This is a genomic window from Pedobacter sp. GR22-6 (genome assembly GCF_037402555.1).
Classification (GTDB): Bacteria; Bacteroidota; Bacteroidia; order Sphingobacteriales; family Sphingobacteriaceae; genus Pedobacter.
Map to the genome: position 1 here is coordinate 527,501 of NZ_JBBEUC010000002.1, position 21,838 is coordinate 549,338.

At 45.8% G+C, this 21,838-nt stretch carries 19 protein-coding genes; 10 read left to right on the plus strand and 9 right to left on the minus strand.

Annotated elements, in window-relative coordinates; all coding sequences use genetic code 11:
- The first annotated feature begins 16 nt into the window (after positions 1-16).
- Positions 17-1,837, plus strand: a complete 1,821-nt coding sequence (locus WAE59_RS09820; RefSeq protein WP_337855778.1) for an ATP-dependent nuclease — start codon at positions 17-19, stop codon at positions 1,835-1,837.
- Here the strand turns inward: WAE59_RS09820 and WAE59_RS25860 are convergent.
- Positions 1,805-2,347, minus strand: coding sequence for an endonuclease domain-containing protein (locus WAE59_RS25860; RefSeq protein WP_443147262.1), 543 nt, complete (start codon positions 2,345-2,347; stop codon positions 1,805-1,807). The two genes, WAE59_RS09820 and WAE59_RS25860, sit on opposite strands and share 33 nt — an antisense overlap.
- 114 nt (positions 2,348-2,461) lie before the next feature.
- Here WAE59_RS25860 and WAE59_RS09825 point away from each other — a divergent pair, with 114 nt between their 5' ends.
- Positions 2,462-3,025: an RNA polymerase sigma-70 factor gene (locus WAE59_RS09825; protein ID WP_337855779.1), complete on the plus strand. Its 564-nt coding sequence runs from the start codon at positions 2,462-2,464 to the stop codon at positions 3,023-3,025.
- Between the two features lie 410 nt (positions 3,026-3,435).
- Here WAE59_RS09825 and WAE59_RS09830 read toward each other — a convergent pair whose 3' ends face one another.
- Genes WAE59_RS09830 through WAE59_RS09840 form a run of 3 tightly spaced genes read right to left on the minus strand, consistent with a single transcriptional unit; the run spans position 3,436 to position 6,709 of the window.
- Entirely contained in the window at positions 3,436-4,188 is a 753-nt protein-coding gene (locus tag WAE59_RS09830) for a hypothetical protein (protein WP_337855780.1), read from the minus strand.
- A 5-nt stretch (positions 4,189-4,193) separates the two neighbouring features.
- Complete coding sequence (locus WAE59_RS09835) at positions 4,194-4,952, minus strand: LytR/AlgR family response regulator transcription factor (RefSeq protein ID WP_337855781.1); 759 nt, start codon at positions 4,950-4,952, stop codon at positions 4,194-4,196.
- Positions 4,949-6,709 carry a sensor histidine kinase gene (locus WAE59_RS09840; RefSeq protein ID WP_337855782.1) on the minus strand — a complete coding sequence of 587 codons (1,761 nt, stop codon included), beginning with the start codon at positions 6,707-6,709 and terminating at the stop codon, positions 4,949-4,951. The genes WAE59_RS09835 and WAE59_RS09840 overlap by 4 nt, the downstream gene beginning before the upstream one ends.
- A gap of 215 nt (positions 6,710-6,924) precedes the next feature.
- Between WAE59_RS09840 and WAE59_RS09845 the strand changes: the two genes are divergently transcribed.
- From WAE59_RS09845 to obgE, 8 genes are all read left to right on the plus strand, one after another.
- Entirely contained in the window at positions 6,925-8,631 is a 1,707-nt protein-coding gene (locus tag WAE59_RS09845) for a M1 family metallopeptidase (protein WP_337855783.1), read from the plus strand.
- A 92-nt stretch (positions 8,632-8,723) separates the two neighbouring features.
- Positions 8,724-9,659 carry a dihydrodipicolinate synthase family protein gene (locus WAE59_RS09850; protein WP_337855784.1) on the plus strand — a complete coding sequence of 312 codons (936 nt, stop codon included), beginning with the start codon at positions 8,724-8,726 and terminating at the stop codon, positions 9,657-9,659.
- Complete coding sequence (locus tag WAE59_RS09855; RefSeq protein ID WP_337855785.1) at positions 9,656-11,197, plus strand: aldehyde dehydrogenase (NADP(+)); 1,542 nt, start codon at positions 9,656-9,658, stop codon at positions 11,195-11,197. Before WAE59_RS09850 ends, WAE59_RS09855 begins: the two co-directional genes overlap by 4 nt.
- Positions 11,182-12,198, plus strand: coding sequence for a 4-hydroxyproline epimerase (locus tag WAE59_RS09860; protein ID WP_337855786.1), 1,017 nt, complete (start codon positions 11,182-11,184; stop codon positions 12,196-12,198). The genes WAE59_RS09855 and WAE59_RS09860 overlap by 16 nt, the downstream gene beginning before the upstream one ends.
- A gap of 12 nt (positions 12,199-12,210) precedes the next feature.
- Complete coding sequence (locus tag WAE59_RS09865; protein WP_337855787.1) at positions 12,211-13,452, plus strand: NAD(P)/FAD-dependent oxidoreductase; 1,242 nt, start codon at positions 12,211-12,213, stop codon at positions 13,450-13,452.
- 220 nt (positions 13,453-13,672) lie between these two features.
- On the plus strand, positions 13,673-14,572 hold the full coding sequence (locus tag WAE59_RS09870; RefSeq protein WP_337855788.1) for an AraC family transcriptional regulator: 900 nt from the start codon (positions 13,673-13,675) through the stop codon (positions 14,570-14,572).
- 78 nt (positions 14,573-14,650) lie between these two features.
- On the plus strand, positions 14,651-15,220 hold the full coding sequence (locus tag WAE59_RS09875; RefSeq protein WP_337855789.1) for an adenylate kinase: 570 nt from the start codon (positions 14,651-14,653) through the stop codon (positions 15,218-15,220).
- Positions 15,221-15,294: 74 nt separating this feature from the next.
- Positions 15,295-16,305, plus strand: a complete 1,011-nt coding sequence (gene obgE / locus WAE59_RS09880; protein ID WP_337855790.1) for a GTPase ObgE — start codon at positions 15,295-15,297, stop codon at positions 16,303-16,305.
- A 10-nt stretch (positions 16,306-16,315) separates the two neighbouring features.
- On the opposite strand, the gene WAE59_RS09885 is transcribed toward obgE, so the two are convergent.
- The 5 genes from WAE59_RS09885 to WAE59_RS09905 form a co-directional block, all read right to left on the minus strand.
- Entirely contained in the window at positions 16,316-17,545 is a 1,230-nt protein-coding gene (locus tag WAE59_RS09885; protein ID WP_337855791.1) for a TCR/Tet family MFS transporter, read from the minus strand.
- Between the two features lie 38 nt (positions 17,546-17,583).
- The gene (locus WAE59_RS09890) at positions 17,584-18,015 is read right to left on the minus strand and encodes an SRPBCC family protein (RefSeq protein WP_337855792.1); all 432 of its coding nucleotides are present in this window, start codon (positions 18,013-18,015) and stop codon (positions 17,584-17,586) included.
- 55 nt (positions 18,016-18,070) lie between these two features.
- Positions 18,071-19,030 (minus strand): tryptophan 2,3-dioxygenase family protein, encoded by a 960-nt coding sequence (locus WAE59_RS09895; protein ID WP_337855793.1) that lies wholly within the window; start codon positions 19,028-19,030, stop codon positions 18,071-18,073.
- 32 nt (positions 19,031-19,062) lie between these two features.
- The gene (kynU, locus tag WAE59_RS09900) at positions 19,063-20,349 is read right to left on the minus strand and encodes a kynureninase (protein ID WP_337855794.1); all 1,287 of its coding nucleotides are present in this window, start codon (positions 20,347-20,349) and stop codon (positions 19,063-19,065) included.
- Positions 20,350-20,580: 231 nt separating this feature from the next.
- Complete coding sequence (locus tag WAE59_RS09905) at positions 20,581-21,756, minus strand: MFS transporter (RefSeq protein ID WP_337855795.1); 1,176 nt, start codon at positions 21,754-21,756, stop codon at positions 20,581-20,583.
- Positions 21,757-21,838 lie beyond the last annotated feature (82 nt).

The following is a 21,838-nucleotide window of genomic DNA, read 5'->3' on the forward strand; positions in this document are numbered from 1 at the left end:
AAACCATAAAGCTCTTATGAAGTACAAGCAATTCAAAATTAAAAATTTCAAAGGAATAGAGGACATGACATTTGACCTCGATAAATCTCCCGATGCAAACATTTACACCCTTGTTGGACTGAATGAAAGTGGTAAGACTACTATTCTAGAGGCGATGCACTTATTTTGCGCTGATGACCCAAGACTAAATGAATTAATGCTCCCAGATGCATCTGTAGTTGACTATAATGATTTAATTCCGATAAGTCAACGAGATAATTTTAACGGTAAGATTGCTATTGAAGTTACACTTAAGTTGGAAACTGATGACAAAAAGAAAGTAAATGAATATCTCAATGAAAAGACAATTTTCAAAAATATCCAGAATAAAGGCGAGCTGAGATTTACAAGAAGTTTCAACTACAAAGATTCTAAATTTCAAGATTCAGGATTGACATGGAGTGGGTTTAGTGCTTGCACAAAAGAAGAAAAAAACATTTATAAAGCAATTGGCAACGAATATCATCCCGAAGTAAACCTCGCTTTAGCTAGTATTTGCTTAAAGCTACTGCCCAATATCCTGTATTTTCCGAATTTTCTATTCGATTTTCCCAATAGGATTATGCTTGAGGCACCGGGTATTTCTGACCCGAAAGATAGTTTTTATATCGCCCTTATTCAAGATATACTGAATTCGCTGGATAACGGAACTAATTTGTCAGACCATCTCATCTCAAGAATTAAAAGCAACGATAGAGGAGATAAGCGTAGTCTTGACAGTTTAATCCAAAAAATGGAAAAAAAGATTACAGAAGTTATTTTTGATGCCTGGAATGTAATCTTTAAAAGAAAAGTCCTGAATACCAAAGTCGTAATTGATTACGATATTGATATAAATAAGCAGACATTTCTAGAATTTCAGATCGAAGCGAATGATGGGATATACCAGATAAATGAACGTTCATTAGGCTTTAGGTGGTTCTTCGTTTTTCTTTTGTTCACGCAGTTTCGTCCACACCGAAAAGATTCGCCCGAAGGAGTAATCTTTCTCTTTGATGAACCCGCTTCTAATTTACATTCTTCAGCACAAAAGCAGCTTTTGAAAAGCTTTGAAAATCTAATAGGTAACGGAAAGATCATTTACACTACACATAGCCATCATTTGATAAACCCAAAATGGCTAGAGAGCACATACGTCGTAAAGAACCAAGGTTTTGTTCTAGAGAAAATTGAAGAATTCCACAGTAAGAAAACAGATATCCGAATCGAATCGTATCGAGATTTTGCGACGAATCATCCTCATAACACTGCATATTTTCAACCGATTTTAGACGTCCTTGACTATGCACCAAGCAATCTTGAGAATGTACCTAATTGTGTGTTTCTAGAAGGTAAGAATGATTATTATACACTTGCCTACTTCAAGGATGTGATTTTGGAAATAGAGGAGAAGTTAAATATGTCACCGAGTACTAGTTCCAGCAATATGGATACCTTAATAAGCCTATACCTAGGTTGGGGTAAGGAATTTATCGTTTTCCTTGACTCCGACAAGGAAGGTAAAAAGCAGCATTCACGTTACGAAGAAGCATTTGGTATTTCGATTGAGGATAGGTTATTTACGATGGAGAGTGTAGATTCTGCTTGGAGCAGTATAGCTATGGAAAAGCTTTTCTTAGAAGATGAGCTTTTGAAATTTCAGAAAACTACATATCCAGACACAGCAAAATTCAATAAAACGCATTTCAATAGAGCGGTCCAAGAGAACTTAGCAAAGAAGCGGAAGTTTGAATTCTCTGAACAAACTCAAGAGAATTTTAGAAAACTATTGGCTTTCCTTGTAGATAAGATTAGATAATTCATAGTTTCCCTCTCTGTCGTTCCGACCTCTCTTCCAAGGGGAGAGAGGTCTAACATAAAAAAGAGAAGAGGGATTCAGTTGATGTGTTTTTGGATTGTTGAAAGCACTGCTGTACATCTTCATTGTCAAATCGTAGGACTTTATAACTGGGGTCAGATAGGAGTATGTAGTGTTCCATGTCATATATTTCCCGGTACTGATCGGTGTGAATAGACCGTCTACTTCAATAAACAACTTTTTTGGGTGATGGTAAAAGTCTACTGTGTAATCGCTGATGGTATGCTGTCTACGGAATTTTGTATTCTCGAAGCGTTTGGCTTTTAATGCGTACCATAGTGTTTTTTCTACTGGAGTCATCTCTTGTCTTAAGTGTTTTCTAAATTCTTTGGTGTCATAATGGTTGGTTTTTATTTTGACATTCCTCTCTTTCTCCGGGAAGAGATGCCCTTTAGGGGAGAGAGGAATGCAATTTTTTTTAATGTAAAATTTGGTGGTCTGCTCCGATATTGTATACTTTCGTCTGAAAGAGCATTAATTTATGACGGGCAATTTGTCTTGAGGACAAGTGCCCGTTTTTTTGACGAAATATTTTCAGTATTTTAGTTTGAGATTGCTAGCCGAATGAACGCTTACAGCACATATACGGATCAGGAACTGGTTGCTTTGCTGAAGCGGGGGGATCGACATGTCTTTAATGAGATTCATGAGCGTTGCTTTGATGTCTTGTTCCGCTCGGCCTATAATGTGCTCAGGGATAAGGATTCTTGTATGGATATTGTGCAGGAGGTGTTTACCTGGTTTTGGGAGCACAGGGACAGGCACAGCATGAGCAGCATCAAAGGTTATTTGCTGATGGCGGTGAAGTACCAGACGGCCAACTATATCCGAAGCAGCAAAGTAAGGGAAAACTACCTGCTGGCCCATGTGGAAGAAAGCTTTTCAGTGAACGAGGAAAGCCTGGAGCTGCAGGAACTGCAAGCTGTGATCAAGAGCTTTACTGAGCAGTTGCCCAAACAATGCCGGGAGATATTTAAAATGAGCAGGGAAGAGCACTTGAGCAATAAAGAAATAGCGGGAAAACTGGGGATTTCAGAGAAAACCGTTTCGGTTCAAATCATGCGGGCTTTAAACAAATTGCGCGGGGAATTGGGCAAAATGTACTTCTGGATCAATTTCTTTATGTAGCGAGGTGAGTAACATTGTATAATGGCCTAATTCGTCATGCTGAATTTATTTCAGCATCCCGCATGGAGATTTCGGAGATAGTATCCACCTCTTTTCGGGCCAAAGTGTCCAGTCAATTTTCACCCAACGCTTTCTGGATCCCCTGGACCTGGCGCTAGGTATTTCTGCCTGATAAATGCGCTTAGATAAGCGTTAGTAGCCTCCCCAATTCAATTCTTTATAACTCTGTGTTTAGAATCCAGATTTTACCCTATTTTCAGTACGCTGAGCTTTCTGAAACTGCTCAGCAGACCAGGAATGCAGACCCCATATAAATGATGATTCAAAGCCTTTAAAATCAGTCAAGTGGATACTTTGGCTGAAATTAGTGGACATTTTGCAGCGAAATGGCTGGACAGCGGATTCCGAAATCAGGTGGACAGTATTGCCGAAACCTCCATGCTGACTTCCTGGAATAATTTAGCTGGCATGCCTACAGCTGAATAGTACAGACAGAGCTCTCCGAAAAGCTCGGAAAGCGTCTCGTTCCTGGCTGCCCATTTGTATGTAGGATAATCAAGACAGAATTGTTCGTCTAATTTTGTAAGTTCATTCCGTACAGAATCAATCTTGATGAGAACTGCGTCTGGAGTGTGTTTTCCAGCTTCTGTCCTCAGTTTTTGAATGATGCCGTTTAATTTTTCCCTTTCAGGCTTTCTAAATAATACCCTTTTGTTCATCACGGTATTCAGTTCGCCGTCGATGCCCGAGTAGAGCACGCCTTCGCCAATCATGTAGGCGCCATTAGCAGGTACTTTGTTTGCATCGATAGTCACAGTCAGGCCCTCATTTACATAGATGCCTGCATATAAGTATTTGTCCGCATTGAGCCAGATTTGCTGGTAAGGCAGGTTTTGATCCAGCAAGATCTCTACCCGGCCCTCCGCATTGGTCTCCGCATGTTTTGTGCTTTGCATGCTGATGCCCAGTTGAACGAGTGTGTACGTAATATTGATTTTTTTACCTGGATCCGGTAGATTTAAAATTTCGACAATGAGCTTAGCAGGTTTGCGGCTCATCAGGTAGGCATCTGTTTTTTTATCCTCCATAGCAAGTGGAGCGCCACTTTGGGCATTTAACTGGCTATATGAAAATAGCATGAGGAGAATTAAGAGGTGTTTCATAGCGTTTATTTTTTTAGTGTATTTAAGGCTTTCAGGACTAATTCTTTTTTCGCCCGGGAGATGGGTACGCGTGTATTGTCGTTAAGCAGGAGGTATCCTCCATCTTCCTTCAGCAGACTCTTCACAAATTTGGTGTTGACCAAATGCGATTGATGGCAGCGGATAAATTCATAATCGGCCAGCAGTTCCTCATATTCAAATATGGGTTTAGAAACCAGAATGTTATTTCCATCAGTTAAGAAAAATTGTGTGTAGGCATTTGAGGATTCGCAACGGATGATCTCCTCTGTATTGACAAACCTGATTTCCTTCGTAGAGGCCAGGGCTAGTTTGTGCTCCTTTCTGGCGTCCTTGTCCCTGATCAGGTTCATGAGGTTTTCAAGTTGATGGTTCTGCTTTTTCTGTTGAAGTTTTGATGCCGTTTTACGGATGGCTACTTTCAGTTCCTCGGGATCTATAGGCTTTAATAGATAATCTATTGCTGAAAATTTAACTGCCTGAATCCCGTATTGATCAAATGCAGTGACGAAAATGACCTCAAACTGGTAGTGCGGTAAGGCCTTCAGTACATCAAATCCATTCTTCTCTGGCATTTGTATATCCAAAAACAGCAAATCAGGTGCTGTTGCAGTAATTGTGCTGATGCCCTCCTCTGCGCTTGTTGCTGTTCCTACGATCGTTACCGGGAGTCCATGTTTCTCCAGTAGGCCTACGATGTTATCTATGTTGTTCTTTTCGTCGTCAATAATTACCGCCCTGATCATATCAACCAATCTTTAAAATGAATAATTACTTGTGTTTTTTCGTCCAGGCGCTGTACTGCAAAACTAATTTCCTGTTGATGAAGCGTCTGGTTTAATAATTTGATCCTTTCTTTTGTAAGCTGCAGGCCGAATCCGGCAGATTCCCTGCGCTCGTCAAATCCTTTACCATTGTCGGTCACCTGTACCACCATGTCATTGTCTGCTTTTTGGAAGTAGACCATCAATTCACCTTTTTCCTGAAGGGAAGATATGCCATGCTTTACTGCATTTTCTACTAATGGCTGGAGGAACAGACTCGGTATTTCTATAGCATTGGTATCGATTTGTTCCGTAACTAGGATTTGGTAACTAAAACCAAAGCGTAACTTTTCCAATTTCAGGTAGTTCTCCAGGATCTTGATTTCATTAGAGATGCTCACAAATTCATTGTTGCTTGCTTTTAAGGAATCCCGCATCAGGTTGCTAAACTCCAGCAGGTATTTGGAGGCATTTTCAGCATCATTTTTTGTGATCAAGCCCTGAATAGAGCTCAGGGCATTGAACACAAAATGGGGATTAAATTGAGAGCGGATAGATTTGAGTTCGGTTTGCACCAGCTGCTTTAATGTACCCTGTGCTTTCAGTTTTTCTGCTTGTTTCCTGGACCGCCAAAGCAACACCACAAAGCCGATGGCCAGCAGGACCAACACCGTCAAGCCTATCTTGGCCAGCAAGCTCTGATACCAGGCTGCCTCTATGGTAAAGGTATATTTGCAAACATTCATTCGCTGTACGCTATAGCGGATTTGTAATTCGTACTTGCCGGGGGCAAGGTTTTTAAGCCAAACTAGATTGAAGTCGAAGTCGTTGACCGTCCATTTGGTCGTGTCGCTTCCACGAAGCAATCTGTACTCAATGATTTTTTTGGAGATAACGATGTCGTCCAGGCAGAAGATCAGGTTATTTTCGTTGTTACGGAATCTCTTTTTGCGTTTCAGCAGCGTAGTGTCTGCACTCCAGTCAGTAGGTGTCTCGCCGACGGAGCTTCTTTTCCATTGTTGTTTGAATATGGTCAGGAAATCCGGGAGTTGGGAAAAGGTAAATACTCCGACTACCTTGGGTTTCCATTTTAACCAATATGCAGTCATTGAAGTATTGATGTGGTCAGGATTGCGGATGTCTCTAACCTGAAAGGTCAGTGAAGTACCGTAATTTCCTTTGAAACGACCCAGATAGGCTGTAGAATCATCTATAATTGTTGAATCTGCAATTTTAGTCATCATATAGGCTTCCGCGAACAAGCTCGGTTTCCTCCACGGCAGAACCACCCTTTTGTTGTCTTCCAGGACCCTGAACTCATATTGCCCTGCGTTTTTCCGGTTGATACCATTCACCGTGATGATAATTCCGGCAGAATCGAGTATGGGTATCGCGTAAGCTCCTGCGTAACTATTCATCGGTCTCGATATCGTTTCAAAAGCTTTCGGACTGCGGATCAACTTGAGTTCCGGGATCTTTGAGAGCACATGCTCATGATTAACCGCCAGTCTATTGGAAAAGAAAGCCATCATCATTAAGTTCTTTTCCTTGAAAAGCCTGCCGTCTTTGCTGTGAAAGGTGTAGGAGAAATATTTGCGGATAGAATCTCCATGACTATCATGCGCAATGCTGGGATGGATGCGGTCCAGTTCCATTTCCAGCTTTTGTGCAGTGCAAATCTGGCAGCCGAGTAAAAGAAGGATGGTGATCGAGTTGCGCATATATCTGGTTACTAACATTTGCATCAAAGTAAAGCCTTTACAGCTTTCCTTGTACAAAAAGATTTGAATCTGGCAGGTGTTATTTTGAATCAGGTAAGATAATGGCCAATTCGTCCGGAGCAGATCCAAATGCGATGGCTCTCCCGGTTAATATTTAACTACTAACAGCTAATAAACGTGAGTTCTGTAACAGTAGTTCACTTTAATTTTGGAAAGGATCCAAACTTGTTCAAATGAGCGTACCCTTCAAACCGCAACTCATCTTGCCTGCAATTTTCATTGCGTTTACTTTTTTGCTGCCGATTTCTGCTGTACAGGCGCAAACTCCTGGTGCCAGTTATACCCATGCCGATACCCTAAGGGGCAGTCTGACACCGGAGCGAACCTGGTGGGATGTACAACGGTACGAATTGTCCGTCAAACCTGATTTCAATACCAAAAACCTGTTGGGGTCCAATAAAATCCTGTATAAAGTCCTGAAGGCTAATGATGGAAAGGCCAGGATGCAGATCGATCTTGCAGCTCCATTAATCATCGACAGTGTGATCTATAATGACAGGAAGGACTTGAAATTCAGTAAAGAAGGAACGGTCTGGTACATAGAGGTGCCTGCCCAGCAACGAGGTAAGACAAACAATGTAAACATCCACTATCATGGGAAGGTACATGAGGCGATCCGGCCACCATGGGACGGGGGCTTCATCTTCGGACTGGATTCCCTCAGGAGGCCATGGATGACGGTCGCCTGTCAAGGCCTCGGCGCTTCCATCTGGTATCCGAATAAAGACCATCAAAGTGATGAGCCGGATCAGGGTGCTTCCCTGACCATGACCGTACCGGACAGCCTGACTGCCGTAGCAAATGGCCGCCTGGAATACAAACGTGACAACGGTAATGGCACGACGAGCTACAAATACAATGTGGTCAGTCCGATCAGCAACTACTGCATTATTCCCTATATCGGAAAGTATGTCAACTTCAAAGAGGTCTATCCTGGTGAAAAAGGGGCCTTGGATGTCAACTATTGGGTGCTTGACTACAACCTGGAGAAAGCAAAAACTTATATGCCTGATCAGGTACATAAGATGTTCAAGAGCATGGAGCACTGGTTTGGCCCCTATCCATTTTACAGGGATGGCTACCAGCTCATCGATGCCTCCCATACCGGGATGGAACACCAATCGGCCGTGTCCTATGGCAATAAATACAAATTTGGCTATCTGGGCCGCGATGCGTCCGGCTATGGCTGGGGCCTGAAATGGGACTTCATCATCATCCATGAAAGCGGGCATGAGTGGTTCGGAAACAACATTACCACCAATGACCTGGCAGACATGTGGGTGCATGAAGGTTTCACCAATTACAGCGAGACGCTTTTTGTCGACTATCACTTTGGTACACAAGCCGGCAATGAATACAATTACGGAATACGGACAGGAATAAAGAACAACAAACCGATTATTCCGGATTATCATGTGAACGCACAGGGCAGTGGCGACATGTACCCTAAAGGAGGAAACCTGATCCATAGCATCAGGCACAGCATCAATAATGATGAATTGTTTCGTCAGATTTTAAGGGGACTCAACAAGGAATTTTACCATAAAACGGTAACCACAGGAGAGGTAGAACGCTATATTTCAAAAAAAGCCAGTTTCGATTACAGCAAGGTCTTCGACCAGTATTTGAGGACGGTACAAATTCCTGTGCTGGAGTATAAAATAACAGATGGCCAACTGAGCTACCGTTATACCGATTGTGTAAAAGGCTTTAATCTGCCCATTTCATTAAAGATCGGGTCGGAAAACCTGAAGTTGAACCCAACTGAAAATTGGCAGAGCAGTAAGGTGAAACCAACCCTTTTACAGGGCTTTGGGGCTGAGGCAGTTTCCAGGATGTACTATGTAAAGGTCAGCAAGGATCAGGCAGCTGTATGGTAACACCAATGTTGTTAATTTATTGGTAACACCTGCTAATTTCCACTGCTAATTCCATTTTTCATCGGCCTACTTTTGAATAAAAACAAAATACTATGAAGATTAAATGGTCAGGCGTATTTCCTGCTGTAACAACTAAGTTTACAGACGACGATCAGTTAGATTTTAACGCGTTCGAAAAAAACATTGAGGCACAACTGGAAGCAGGTGCCGAAGGATTGATCCTGGGTGGATCATTGGGTGAAGCAAGTGTGCTTACAAATGAAGAGAAGTATGAATTACTAGCACATACCGTTGCCTTTGTAGCGGGTAAAGTTCCAGTTTTACTGAACATTGCAGAATCAACGACAAAGGCAGCCATCGCCACCGCAAAAAAAGCGGAAGAACTGGGTGCCAGCGGTCTGATGCTGTTGCCGCCTATGCGTTACTACGCAGATCAGGAAGAAACACTGGTTTTCTTTAAAGCCATTGCCGAAAGCACAGAGCTGCCGATCATGATCTATAACAATCCGGTAGATTATAAAATAGAAGTTACCCTCGACATGTTTGAGGAACTGGCTAAATATCCGAATATCCAAGCTGTGAAAGAGTCTACCCGTGACATTTCTAATGTAACGCGGATGATCAACCGCTTTGGCGACCGTTTCAAAATCTTTACCGGAGTAGATCCTCTAGCCATGGAAAGTTTGGTAATGGGTGCCCATGGCTGGGTAGCTGGTTTGGTAGATGCCTTCCCAAGAGAGACTGTGGCGATTTTCCGTTTGGTAAAAGAAAACAGGATTGCTGAAGCACTGACCATTTACCGCTGGTTCCTGCCGGTATTGGAACTCGACATCCATCCTAAGCTGGTACAATACATCAAACTGGCGGAAGTGGCTACTGGTATCGGTACAGAAAACGTAAGGGCACCAAGGTTGGCACTAAAAGGCGAAGAGCGTGAGCGCGTTTTGAAAACCATCAACGACGCTTTGGCTAACCGTCCTGAACTGCCTGAAAACAGCTGGGGTGTTTTAGAAAGCCAGACCGCATGATAAAAACAACTTTTAAAGCCGTCAATCCTGCTACAGGAGCTTTTCTTGATGGTGAATATACGATTGCAACAACAGCAGATGTCGAGGCCGCTATGGCCGCGGCATCTGCTGCGCATTTGATTTATAAAAATACTTCCGGAGCAAGCAGGGCTGCGTTTTTAAGAAACATAGCCAGCGAAATTGAAGCTTTAGGTGACGTTCTTGTGAATAAGGCTTCGGCGGAAAGTGGTCTGCCGCTTGCCCGTTTGCAAGGTGAAATGGGCCGTACTACAGGCCAGTTGCGCCTTTTCGCCAATCAGGCGGAAGAGGGCTCCTGGGTCAATGCAGTGATTGACACGGCACAACCGGAACGCAAACCATTGCCCAAGTCCGACATCCGGCGTATGCTGGTTCCTATCGGACCGGTCGTGGTTTTTGGGGCGAGTAATTTTCCATTGGCATTTTCTGTTGCCGGTGGCGATACGGCTTCCGCACTCGCTGCGGGTTGCCCTGTTGTGGTCAAAGCACATCCCGCACATCCAGGTACCAGCGCACTTGTGGCAGAGGCTATCCAGCGCGCAGTAAAAACAAGCGGCCTTCCTGAAGGTATCTTTTCCATCCTTTTCGATGATGCCTATGAAGTAGGTGCAGCTTTGGTAGCGCATCCGGCCACAAAGGCGGTCAGCTTTACCGGTTCTTACAAGGGGGGGATGGCATTGGTGAAACTCGCGCAACAGCGTAAAGAGCCTATTCCCGTATTTGCAGAAATGGGCAGCATCAATCCGGTATTCCTTTTGCCAGCAGCTTTGGAAAACAGGGCGGCGCAGATGGCAACAACCTATGCGGGTTCCATTACCTTAGGGGCAGGACAGTTTTGTACCAATCCGGGCTTGCTCATCGGGCTGAAATCTCCTGCATTGGAAAGCTTTGCTCAGCAACTGGGCGAGTCGATCAGTGCAGTACCTTCAGCGACCATGCTGACACCAGGGATTTGTGCCAATTTCAATAAACTGGCTACTGAGGCAGTTGAACAAACGGGCGTAAGCTTGCTCGGTGCATCTGCTAACCTAAATGAAAGCGCAGAAAACCAGGCTTTGGCAAAAGTAGCCAGGGTAAGCGGAACTGAGTTTTTGAACAATCCCGACTTGCAAGAGGAGGTTTTTGGTCCTTATTCCCTATTGGTAGCAGTAGAGGATGCGGCGCAGCTGCAAGAGATTGCAAATGTATTGCAGGGACAGCTGACCATCACCCTGATGGCCGAAAAATCAGAGTTGAAAGAATATGCTGCGCTTATCAATACCTTGAGCGACAAAACGGGCAGGCTGATCCTAAACGGTGTACCAACGGGCGTAGAAGTTTGTGCAGCGATGCAACATGGCGGACCATTCCCCGCGACCAACGACTCGCGCTTCACTTCTGTAGGAAGTACAGCGGTATTGCGTTTTGCGAGACCAGTGGCCTGGCAGGATTGGGACAAGGATTTGCTCCCTGATGAACTGAAGGATGGTAATCCACTTCATATATTCAGATTGGTAGACAATAAATGGACTCAGGAATAATGGACAGCAAGACTTTTTTCTGTGTAGATGCACATACCTGCGGAAATCCGGTACGACTGGTAGCAGGAGGCGGCCCCAATCTCAATGGGGCCAACATGAGCGAAAAGCGCCAGCATTTCCTGAAAGAATACGATTGGATCCGTACAGGTCTGATGTTTGAACCCCGGGGTCATGATATGATGTCGGGCAGCATCCTATACCCGCCTCACGACCCTCAAAATGATGTCGCTGTGCTGTTTATAGAAACCAGCGGCTGCCTGCCGATGTGCGGGCATGGTACTATAGGTACCATTACCATCGCGGTAGAGGAGGGGCTGATCCAACCGAAAACTCCGGGCGTGATCCGCATGGAAGCACCGGCAGGATTGGTGCTGATTGATTACAAGGAACAGGATGGTAAAGTAACTTCGGTGAAACTGCGCAATGTGCCTGCCTACCTGGCTGCGGAAAACCTGCAGGTGGAATGTCCGGATTTGGGTATGCTGACTTTCGATGTCGCCTACGGCGGAAATTTCTATGCGATCGTAGATCCGCAGGAGAATTTTGCAGGTATCCAGGATTTCACGGCCTCCCAGCTGATCAGCTGGAGCCAGGTGATCCGCAAGCGCATCAACGAAGCCTATGCTTTTGTGCACCCTCAGGATGCCACCATCAATGGCTGCAGTCATATCCTTTGGGCGGGCGACACCATCGATCCAACTTCCACAGCCAGAAATGCGGTGTTCTATGGAGATAAGGCCATCGACCGTTCACCTTGTGGAACGGGTACTTCTGCGCGCATGGCACAGTGGCATGCCAAAGGGAAACTGAAAAAGGGCGATCTCTTCATTCATGAAAGCATCATCGGCAGTAAATTCACCGGAAAGGTAGAAGATGTGGTCAAAATGGAGCAATATGATGCCATCATCCCGAGTATAGAAGGCTGGGCCCGCGTGTACGGTTACAATACGATTAAAATAGACAATAACGACCCTTATGCCCATGGCTTTCAGGTCATTTAAAAGATAAAATATATGGCTGACATCATCATTATTGGTGGGGGCATCATCGGACTCAGTTCCGCCTATTACCTCAGTAAACAGGGGCACCAGATCACGGTCATCGACAAAGGTGACCTGACCGACAATTGCTCTTTTGGCAATGCGGGTATGATTGTGCCAAGTCATTTTGTACCCCTTGCTGCGCCGGGAATGATCCGTCAGGGCATCCGCTGGATGTTCGACAGCAAGAGCCCTTTCTATGTAAAGCCTTCGCTTGGTGGCGGACTCCCTGCATGGGGACTCACCTTCCTGAAGAAATCTACGCAGAGGCATGTGGAGGAATCGGCATTGCCGCTTCGGGACCTTTCATTATTGAGTAAGCAACTTTTCCAGGATTTGGCCAAAGAACCCGACTTCGATTTCGAATTGCGCAACAATGGTATCCTGGCCTTTTACAAAACGGAGAAAGCGGCGGAAGAAGAAGCCCATCTGGCCAAAAGAGCAATAGAACTTGGCCTGGATATGGCCGTGCTCAGCAAAGCGGAATGCGAAGCCTTGCAGCCAAAACTGAAGCTGGATGTACTCGGTGCGGTGCATTACCGTTGCGATGCACACTTGTATCCGGTAAAGTTGATGCAGGCGCTGATAAAATACCTGGAGCAAAAAGGCGTAAAGATCGTCCGCAATCAGGAAGTGACGAGAATGACGACCAATGGTAGCCAGATCAGTTCGGTTTTTACCGGAACGAAGGAATGGAAAGCCGATCAGTACATACTGGCCACCGGCTCCTGGTCGCCGGCCGTAGCCAAACTCTTAGGATTGAACATTTCCCTGATGCCCGGGAAAGGCTATTCCTTTATGGAAGATGAGCCACAACAGCGCATGAGCATTCCTGCATTGTTGTGTGAAGCGCGTGTGGCGATCACGCCAATGAACGGGCAGATCCGGTATGGGGGTACCATGGAGATCGCGAAGATCAATAGCCAGGTGAACATGAACAGGGTAGAAGGGATTGTCGCTTCGGTTCCGAAATACTTTCCGGATCTTACGCCGGCTGTGCCTGCCTTAAAAGATATCTGGTATGGTTTCAGACCTTCATCGCCCGATGGCTTGCCTTACATCGGCCGCAGTCCGAAATTAAACAATCTTGTAGTGGCTACTGGTCATGGCATGATGGGGCTCAGTTTGGGTCCGGCTACAGGTTTGCTGGTCAGTCAGCTTGTTTCAGGTCAAAGACCGGAAATCGACATTCAGGCATTTTTACCTCAAAGGTAATTCTGCTAAAAAATACCATGTGTGATCGGTTGTTCAGGCCGCCATTGTTGAGCCCATCAACAATGTGCGGCCTTGATATTTATGATCAAAGCCTCCCCAATTAAGCGTCATACTGACAAATAATTGTCTGATTGTAACCGTATTTTAACCGATATAGCGCTTTGGTTTGAGATTTCTGTTAATATCTGTATATTCAAATTATCGAACCAAACCTACAAGCATGAAAGTATTACCATTTACACTGTTAGTGCCAGATGATAAAAGTGTCATTTCTGAACAAGTAGAACTCCCTCATTTTTATCCGCACCTGCACCGCCACGACGAGTGTCAGATCACCTGGATTGAAGAAGGGGAGGGCACGCTGATTGCCGGCAATAACATGCACGATTTTCAATCGGGAGATGTCTTCCTGATCGGCGCCAATCTACCGCATCTGTTTAAAAGTAATCCGGAATATTTTGTGTCCGATAGTGGAAAGCTGATCAAAGCCTGTTCCTTATATTTCAATCCGAAAGGGGTGATGGCATCCTTGTTTGATCTGCCGGAAATGAAAAGTTCGAAAGCCTTTCTGCAAAACCACAAGCATGGTTTTAAGATCCCTGAAGAATACAGCAGGGAAATAGCAGCCAAATTACTGGCCGTACACCAATCGGCGGGTACCGACCTGCTTTTTAAGTTCCTGGAGCTGTTTGAAGATTTTATGTCGATAGAAGATGCAGAACCGCTTTGTCCGGCCATGTATTCTTCAGATATTTCGGAGAATGAGGGGATCCGCCTGAGCAATATCCTGAACTACATCATGCAGAACTACAATACACCGATCACTTTGGAAAACGTGTCTGATGTCGCCTTTATGACCCCTCAGGCTTTCTGTCGCTACTTCAAAAAACACACCGGCCGCAAGTTCATTTCCTTCCTGAATGAAGTGAGGATCAATGAGGCCTGTAAAAACCTGGTATCGGGCAAAAAGGCCGATTGCATCTCTGGAGTGGCCTATAATGCGGGTTTCAACAGCATTACCAATTTCAACAGGGTCTTCAAAAGTGTAGTAGGTAGTTCACCTAAAGATTATGTAAATACCTATCACAAAGTCAATAATTCGCATAGGGCAAGCATATAAGCTAAAATTTTATATATTTGCAGCCTCAAAAGTAACCTCTGAAAAGCAGAAGGCTTTTTAACTTTAAAGACAACCCAAATGCTGAATTTTGTTCTCTTTGGCCCACCGGGTGCAGGCAAAGGCACCCAATCTGAAAAATTAATTGAGAAATATCAATTGATTCACATTTCTACAGGCGACCTATTTAGGGCCCATATTAAAAATCAATCCCCCCTGGGACAACAGGTCAGTGCCCTGATTGCCGAAGGACAATTGGTTCCTGATGCCATCACGATTGCGATGCTGGAAGAGGAAGTGGACAAAAACCCACAGGCCAAAGGATTTATTTTTGATGGTTTCCCACGTACGGTGCCTCAGGCAGAAGCCCTGGATGCTTTCCTGGAAAGTAAAGGAACTGCGCTGGCCGGAGTGATCGCTCTGGACGTAGATCAGGATGAATTGACCAAGCGCATCGCGCAACGTCAGCTGGAGACCGGTCGTGTAGACGATCAGGCCGATAAATTGCAAAAACGCATTGAAGAATATTTCAGCAAAACCATCCATGTTTTGCCTTATTACGAAGGACAGCAAAAGTTGAGTAAAGTGAATGGCATCGGAAAGATCGATGACATCTTCGCTGAGCTGAGTGCTGTAATCGATCAATACTAATTTACACATTACCACGATAGCGGGACAGAACACAATGCTGCCCGCTATTGTTATTTATAAAAAAACAGAAAATTATGTCGCAGGGTTCCAATTTTGTAGATTATGTTAAAATATGCTGTCGCTCCGGTAAAGGGGGGGCAGGTTCTGCACATTTGCACCGTGATGTAAGGACTGCTACAGGCGGTCCGGATGGTGGTGACGGTGGTCGTGGCGGCCACATCATCCTGAGGGGAAACTCCCAGTTCTGGACACTCCTGCATTTGAAATACCGCAAACACATCATTGCTCCGGACGGGCAACCGGGTTCCAGTGCAACCTCTACCGGTAAATCAGGTAAGGATGAAATCCTGGATGTACCCCTGGGTACCATTGCCAAAGATGCAGAAACCGGAAACGTGCTTTTTGAGATCACGAAAGACGGCGAAACCAAAATCCTGACCCCTGGTGGCCGTGGTGGTCTGGGCAACTGGCATTTCAAGACCCCTACCAATCAGACGCCACGTTTTGCCCAGCCGGGTGAGCCAGGAAAAGAAGAATGGATGGTACTGGAACTGAAAGTGCTTGCCGATGTAGGTCTGGTAGGTTTCCCGAATGCGGGTAAATCGACTTTACTTTCCGTGGTATCTGCCGCTAAACCGGAAATTGCTGATTATCCCTTTACAACGATCGTACCCAACCTGGGGATTGTCTCTTACCGTGACAGCAAGTCTTTTGTGATGGCCGACATTCCCGGGATCATAGAAGGTGCTTCTAAAGGTAAAGGATTGGGTTTTCGTTTTCTGAGACACATCGAACGTAATTCTGTACTGCTGTTCATGGTGCCTGCAGATACCAACCGCAGCATTGCTGAGGAATATGAGATCCTGAAATCCGAATTGAAGGATTACAATCCCGAACTCATGCAAAAGCCACACATCCTTGCCGTGACCAAATCAGATATGCTGGATGAAGAGCTCGTCGCTGAAATGAAACAGGAATTGCCGAAGCATGTGCCATCGATCTTTATCTCTTCTGTAGCTCAAAAAGGCATCACCGAACTCAAGGATATGCTGTGGAGAGCGATCAACGAACACAGCGAAGCTTAATCTTAGCGGATTATGCTTTCCTGTTCAGGAAGGCATGTCCTTTCATCGTTCTATAGGCAATTACGGCGCTGATCAGCATCAGCACTGCTCCTGCGAGAAATGGTGCGCCTGCAAACTTGATGGAGGCGGCCGGACTTGTAAACCAGGAGAACAGGTAGGTCATGAGTAAGGGACCAACAATTGCCGTGGCACTCATCAGACTGGTCAGTGCGCCCTGCAGTTCACCCTGCTCATTTTGTGGTACATTGCCGGACATGATCGATTGCAGTGCCGGGCCCGCGATTCCACCCAGGCAATAAGGGACCAGAAATACAAACATCATCCAGCTTGCCGAGGCAAAAGAAAACAGGACCAGTCCGAGGGCATACATCGCCAGGCCGATGTAAATACTCTTTTCATCGCCCAACCAGGGATTAATGACGCGAATCAGTCCACCCTGTACGGCTGCAACCAATACGCCGACCACTGTCAATGAAATCCCTATCGTAAAACTGCTCCAATGAAATTTCTCTATATTGATGAAAGTCCAGGTACTCTGTACGGCATGGCTCGCGATGTAGACAAACACGAGGGCAATGACGAGTCCGCCCAATCCTTTGTACTTCTTCAACTGCAGTAAAGAGCCCAGGGGATTTGCCCTCTTCCATTCAAACTTCCTGCGGTGTGCCTGATCCAGGGATTCCGGGAGTACAAAATAGCCATAAGCCACGTTTAGTAAAGTGAGTGCTGCTGCTGCAAGAAAAGGAACTCTTGGTCCCAGTTCACCGAGTATTCCGCCAAGGGCAGGACCAATAATGAAACCGACGCCAAAGGCAGCACCGATCATCCCAAAGTTCTGTGCCCTGTTCTCATCGGTACTGATATCAGCGATGTAAGCTGTAGCTGTTGTGATGCTCGCCCCAAACATGCCCGCAATGATCCGGCCCAAGAAGAGCCACCAAATGGTAGGCGCCAGGGCGAGGAAGATATAATCGACGCCAAAGCCCAGTAAAGACAACAACAACACCGGTCGGCGGCCATACTTGTCACTCAGGTTGCCCACAATCGGCGCGCACACAAACTGCATGATGGCGTAAACAAAGGTGAGCCATCCGCTCCATTGCGAAGCCTGACTGATGTTGCCACCAATGAGCTGTTCGATCAGTTGAGGGAATACCGGAATGATCAGGCCGATGCCTACAATATCCAGGAGTAAGGTAACAAAGATAAAACTGAGGGCTGCCTTTCGGGATTTTGCCATAACGGATCAGATATATTTAGCCCCGCAATTTATAAAAATTATTCTTTCTCCAGATATTCCTTTAGTGAAGTTGCGATGATATGCGTCCAGCCCGCGCTGAAACTTTCCCTGCTGAAAGAAGGATCGTCTTTGGCAGGGAAAGAAGCTGTGCCTGTATGCGTTAAGGTAAGCCGCGTTTTGGTTCCTACCTCAAAGAGTTCGAAAGTCACATGGGATTGTCCCGGGTAATTGTCGTACTGCCAGGAGTAACACAGTTTTTTACCTTCTTCCACTTCTATCACTTTACAGATATGCAGGTATTGTTTCTCTTCGCTTCCAGCCATAAACTGGAATTTGAAACCCACTTCAGGTCTAAAATCTTCAAGGTCAAAATACCATTCCCGCATTTTGTCGGCATCAGTAATAGCTGCCCAGACTTCAGCAACAGGCGCATCAAATGTTCTTTCAATTAAAATAGGGGTAGTGTTCATAAGCTTTCTATTTCTTCTATTACAACTATAAACGCATGAAAAAGGTTTTTCATTGTTATATCTTGTAACTCTTCAGCACGTTCATCACCCAGGTTTTGCCCCATTGCTCAATTTGTTCTTCTGTCCACAGGAAGGGAAAGAAGATCCTTTTCTGAAAACGCGGAGGCAAATATTTTTGCCAGTTGGTACCTCCTGTAGCGGCAATATCGGCCGGATCTTTTTCCAGGTAGCGCACCGCCGATTTGTAATGCGACAGCGGCCATTCCACATTCACAAAGAGGTCGAGCTTGCGCAATTCCTCTTCAACGAGGCTTACATCCTGACCTTCTGCTACCAGCTTGCGGTAAAGCGCGGCAAAATTGCTTTCCGTACTGTCTTTTGCCAGACGCAGGAACTGCGCTGCATATTTCGAAATGAACTGCTGTAGGGTGAGTGTCTGCTTTCCGGTGGAAAGTTCAGAAGCACCGAATTTCCAGTATAGGTATTCGAACTGTTCCTCTACACTGGCAGCTCCCAATTCCTCACGCTTGCTTTTATCCACCAGGCGGATGAGGTCTGTAGAATGAATTTCTATCATGCGGTACTGGCCCGACTGAAAACCGCTGGCCGGCAGCAGCGACATCCTGAATTTCAGGAACTGGGATTTGTCCATGCCATCGACCATGATGTCAAATGAGGACACCAATGCGGTAAAATAGGCATTGATGCGCTTCAGCCTTTCCGCGAAAAATGCTGAAGTCAATGCAGGATGCGCGGCAATCTGCTTGCATTCATGCAAAGTCAGTTTGAAGTACAATTCTGTGATCTGGTGGTACATGATGAAGATTTCTTCATCCGGGAAAGGGGTTTTGGGTGTTTGCAGACTCAATAGCGTATCTAAGTGGATGTAATCCCAATAGGTAAGGTAATCTGCATAGAGTAGTCCGTCCAGGTAGGCGTTGATATCCTGACCCATTGCTGTAAACTTCTCCTGAAGCTTGGAAAGGCGGTCGGTAATTTCTGGTGTAATTTCCATCTCTTTTCTTTATTCGATTTCAAATGTGTGCTTTAGATCAGCGACTTGCTGATGTTCAGTAAATGCTCACCTGTAGTATATACATCTTCAAAGCTATTGTATAAGGGCACAGGACTCAGGCGGATGACATTAGGTTCGCGCCAATCCCCAAGAACGTTGTTTGCCATCAAAGCATTGAAAACCTCTTTGGCTTTGTATTTGGCTACGATAGACACCTGGGCGCCACGGTCGGCCGCGGTGGCCGGTGTGATGATCTGGTATTGTTCCTCGCCAAGGCTTTTGTTGACCTCCCCGATCACGTAAAACAGGTATGCGCTCAACTGGATGCTTTTCTCCCTTAGGGGTTCAATGAACCCTGCTTTTTCGAAGATGCGTAAGGATGCATAATAGAGCGACATCGGGATTACCTGCGTGCAGCTTACCTGCCAGCCATCTGCGCCCGCTTCCGGTACAAAACCTTTGGTCATCTTGAAACGTTGCGCTTCCTGATAGCCCCACCAGCCGGCAAATCGTTGCATTTGCTCGTCCTGAAAATGCTTTTCATGCACAAAGATGGCGCTAATGCCACCCGGCCCGGAGTTCTGATATTTGTAAGAACACCAGCAGGCAAAATCGATATCCCAGTCGTGCAATTTCAAAGGCACATTACCTGCCGCATGGGCCAGATCAAAACCTACAATGGCACCCGCTTCATGTCCGGCTTTGGTGATCGCGGGCATATCGTACCACTGGCCGGTGAAGTAGTTGACCCCACCAAATAATACCAGGGCAATTTCTTCCCCCTGATCGGCGATGGCCTTCAGGATATCCTCCGTCCGTAAGGTGTATTCTCCTGATCTTGGTGCTACTTCGATGATCGCCTCCCGGGGATCATAACCATGGAAACGGACCTGGCTTTCGATGGCATACTGATCGGAAGGGAAGGCACCAGCTTCCATGATGATTTTGAACCTGCCTCCGGATGGTCGGTAAAAGCTCACCATCAGCAGGTGGAGGTTGACCGTGAGGGTGTTCATGGGACATACTTCCTGAGGACTGGCACCAACGATCGGAGCCATCAGTTCTTTGAGTGTTTTGTGGTAAAACATCCATGGGCTGTCGCCCTCGAACCAACCTTCTACCGCGTGGTTTTGCCAGTTGCCGAGTTGCTCCTCTACATATTGCTTTGCAGATTTTGGCTGCAGTCCCAATGAATTGCCGCAGAGGTAAATAAAAGGTTTGCCGTTTTGCTGAGGGAATAGAAATTCGTTCCTCAATGCGCTGAGTGGATCCTGCTGGTCCAGACTTTGCGCAAAAGCCAGGTTATTTTCAAAAATCATTTTTCAAAAAGATTAATCAAACGTAAATGACATCTTTAGCCTCAGGGCCAGATGCAACTGAATAAAAATTAAAATTGGTGTTGGTATAAATATACCGGTTGGATTCAGGGATTTCCCGAATTAAGAAGGTCTGCTGATGATATTTTTTAGAATATTTACCATTCGTATATTGCTGAGGCTAAAGTAATACTAAAATATTGGTTCAGCAAATTCAGGATGTTTTTTTCCGGTTTAGGCACTAGTTCGTCTTAAGCCATAGGTGATGGCAACTAGCAAGAGCAGCGCAGCAATGAAAGCAAAGGCCGCATTTAAGGAAAACTGGAAGGCAATAAAGCCCAGTAAGGCCGGTCCTGCGAGCTGTCCCGCATAACCCATCGTACTGATCACCGGGATGGCTATAGTGGCCGGAACGCCTTTGACGCGGCCGCCTTCACTAAAAAATACCGGAACAATATTGGCCGCACCGATACCTAGCAACACAAATCCCAATAGCGCTGTAGCGATCCAGGGGCTGAATATCGCGATAAACAAACCTGCGGCAGCAATGAGTGAGCCGGCCACAACTACCGTTTTGCCATTTAGTCGGGCCACTATTTTATCACCAAGCAGGCGCATCACTGCCATAGCCACAGAAAAGGCCGCATAACCCATCCCTGCGAGTTCCGGATTGATGCCTTTATTGTCGCGCAGGAAAATGGCGCTCCAGTCGAGCATGGCCCCTTCACTTAAAAACACAGAGAAGCACATGAAACCGAGGAAGAGTACAGTGCCCTTGAGCCAGGACAATTTGTTCGTACCCGCTTTTTCCGAAGGTGTTTCCGCAAATCTGGCAATGACCTCCTTTTCTTTTACCACATCAAAGAGAAAACGGTAGTTCCAGAACAGAATCAGGACAATGGAAAGCGAAATACAGGTGGCCGCAGTAATTGGGCTCAGTCCGAATTTCATTAAAAAACCCAATCCAAGTGAACCCAGTAAGCCACCTACGCTAAACAAACCGTGCAGCGAGGACATGATCGGTTTTTCCAGGTCATTTTGTACCTGTACGCCATGTGCATTCATGGCCACATCCACTACGCCAACACCGCTTCCAAAAATAAATAAGGCCAGTCCCATCAGAATCGGGGAGCTGATCAGCAAGAGCAGGGGAAGGGTGACTGCCACGATCAATGCCGCATATTTGATCACGATCCGGCTGCCGTAACGGTGGGCAATAAAACCACTTACCGGCATCATCGCGATGGCTCCGGCGCCCAGCAAGAGCAGCAGCAGTCCCAGATCCGCATTGTTGAGTCCCAGGCGGTCCTTCGCGTATGGCACCATGGGTGCCCAACTTGAAATGCCCAGTCCGCAGACGAGAAAAATGGCTTTAGTGGCTTTTTTGGCTTGAAGTGCTGTTGTCGGCATAAATGGGAAGTAGAATACAATGTTAAACAAATTTTGAATTTTCTGCTGAAAAGCGAGCAATTGTAACGAAGTTGAAAGGCAG

Excerpts from the sequence above, each read along its gene's own strand:
- WAE59_RS09820 (WP_337855778.1), top strand. The coding sequence starts at position 17 with ATGAAGTACAAGCAATTCAAAATTAAAAATTTCAAAGGAATAGAGGAC.
- WAE59_RS09825 (WP_337855779.1), top strand. The coding sequence starts at position 2,462 with ATGAACGCTTACAGCACATATACGGATCAGGAACTGGTTGCTTTGCTG.
- WAE59_RS09830 (WP_337855780.1), bottom strand. The coding sequence starts at position 4,188 with ATGAAACACCTCTTAATTCTCCTCATGCTATTTTCATATAGCCAGTTA.
- WAE59_RS09835 (WP_337855781.1), bottom strand. The coding sequence starts at position 4,952 with ATGATCAGGGCGGTAATTATTGACGACGAAAAGAACAACATAGATAAC.
- WAE59_RS09840 (WP_337855782.1), bottom strand. The coding sequence starts at position 6,709 with ATGTTAGTAACCAGATATATGCGCAACTCGATCACCATCCTTCTTTTA.
- WAE59_RS09845 (WP_337855783.1), top strand. The coding sequence starts at position 6,925 with ATGAGCGTACCCTTCAAACCGCAACTCATCTTGCCTGCAATTTTCATT.
- WAE59_RS09850 (WP_337855784.1), top strand. The coding sequence starts at position 8,724 with ATGAAGATTAAATGGTCAGGCGTATTTCCTGCTGTAACAACTAAGTTT.
- WAE59_RS09855 (WP_337855785.1), top strand. The coding sequence starts at position 9,656 with ATGATAAAAACAACTTTTAAAGCCGTCAATCCTGCTACAGGAGCTTTT.
- WAE59_RS09860 (WP_337855786.1), top strand. The coding sequence starts at position 11,182 with ATGGACTCAGGAATAATGGACAGCAAGACTTTTTTCTGTGTAGATGCA.
- WAE59_RS09865 (WP_337855787.1), top strand. The coding sequence starts at position 12,211 with ATGGCTGACATCATCATTATTGGTGGGGGCATCATCGGACTCAGTTCC.
- WAE59_RS09870 (WP_337855788.1), top strand. The coding sequence starts at position 13,673 with ATGAAAGTATTACCATTTACACTGTTAGTGCCAGATGATAAAAGTGTC.
- WAE59_RS09875 (WP_337855789.1), top strand. The coding sequence starts at position 14,651 with ATGCTGAATTTTGTTCTCTTTGGCCCACCGGGTGCAGGCAAAGGCACC.
- obgE (WP_337855790.1), top strand. The coding sequence starts at position 15,295 with ATGTCGCAGGGTTCCAATTTTGTAGATTATGTTAAAATATGCTGTCGC.
- WAE59_RS09885 (WP_337855791.1), bottom strand. The coding sequence starts at position 17,545 with ATGGCAAAATCCCGAAAGGCAGCCCTCAGTTTTATCTTTGTTACCTTA.
- WAE59_RS09890 (WP_337855792.1), bottom strand. The coding sequence starts at position 18,015 with ATGAACACTACCCCTATTTTAATTGAAAGAACATTTGATGCGCCTGTT.
- WAE59_RS09895 (WP_337855793.1), bottom strand. The coding sequence starts at position 19,030 with ATGGAAATTACACCAGAAATTACCGACCGCCTTTCCAAGCTTCAGGAG.
- kynU (WP_337855794.1), bottom strand. The coding sequence starts at position 20,349 with ATGATTTTTGAAAATAACCTGGCTTTTGCGCAAAGTCTGGACCAGCAG.
- WAE59_RS09905 (WP_337855795.1), bottom strand. The coding sequence starts at position 21,756 with ATGCCGACAACAGCACTTCAAGCCAAAAAAGCCACTAAAGCCATTTTT.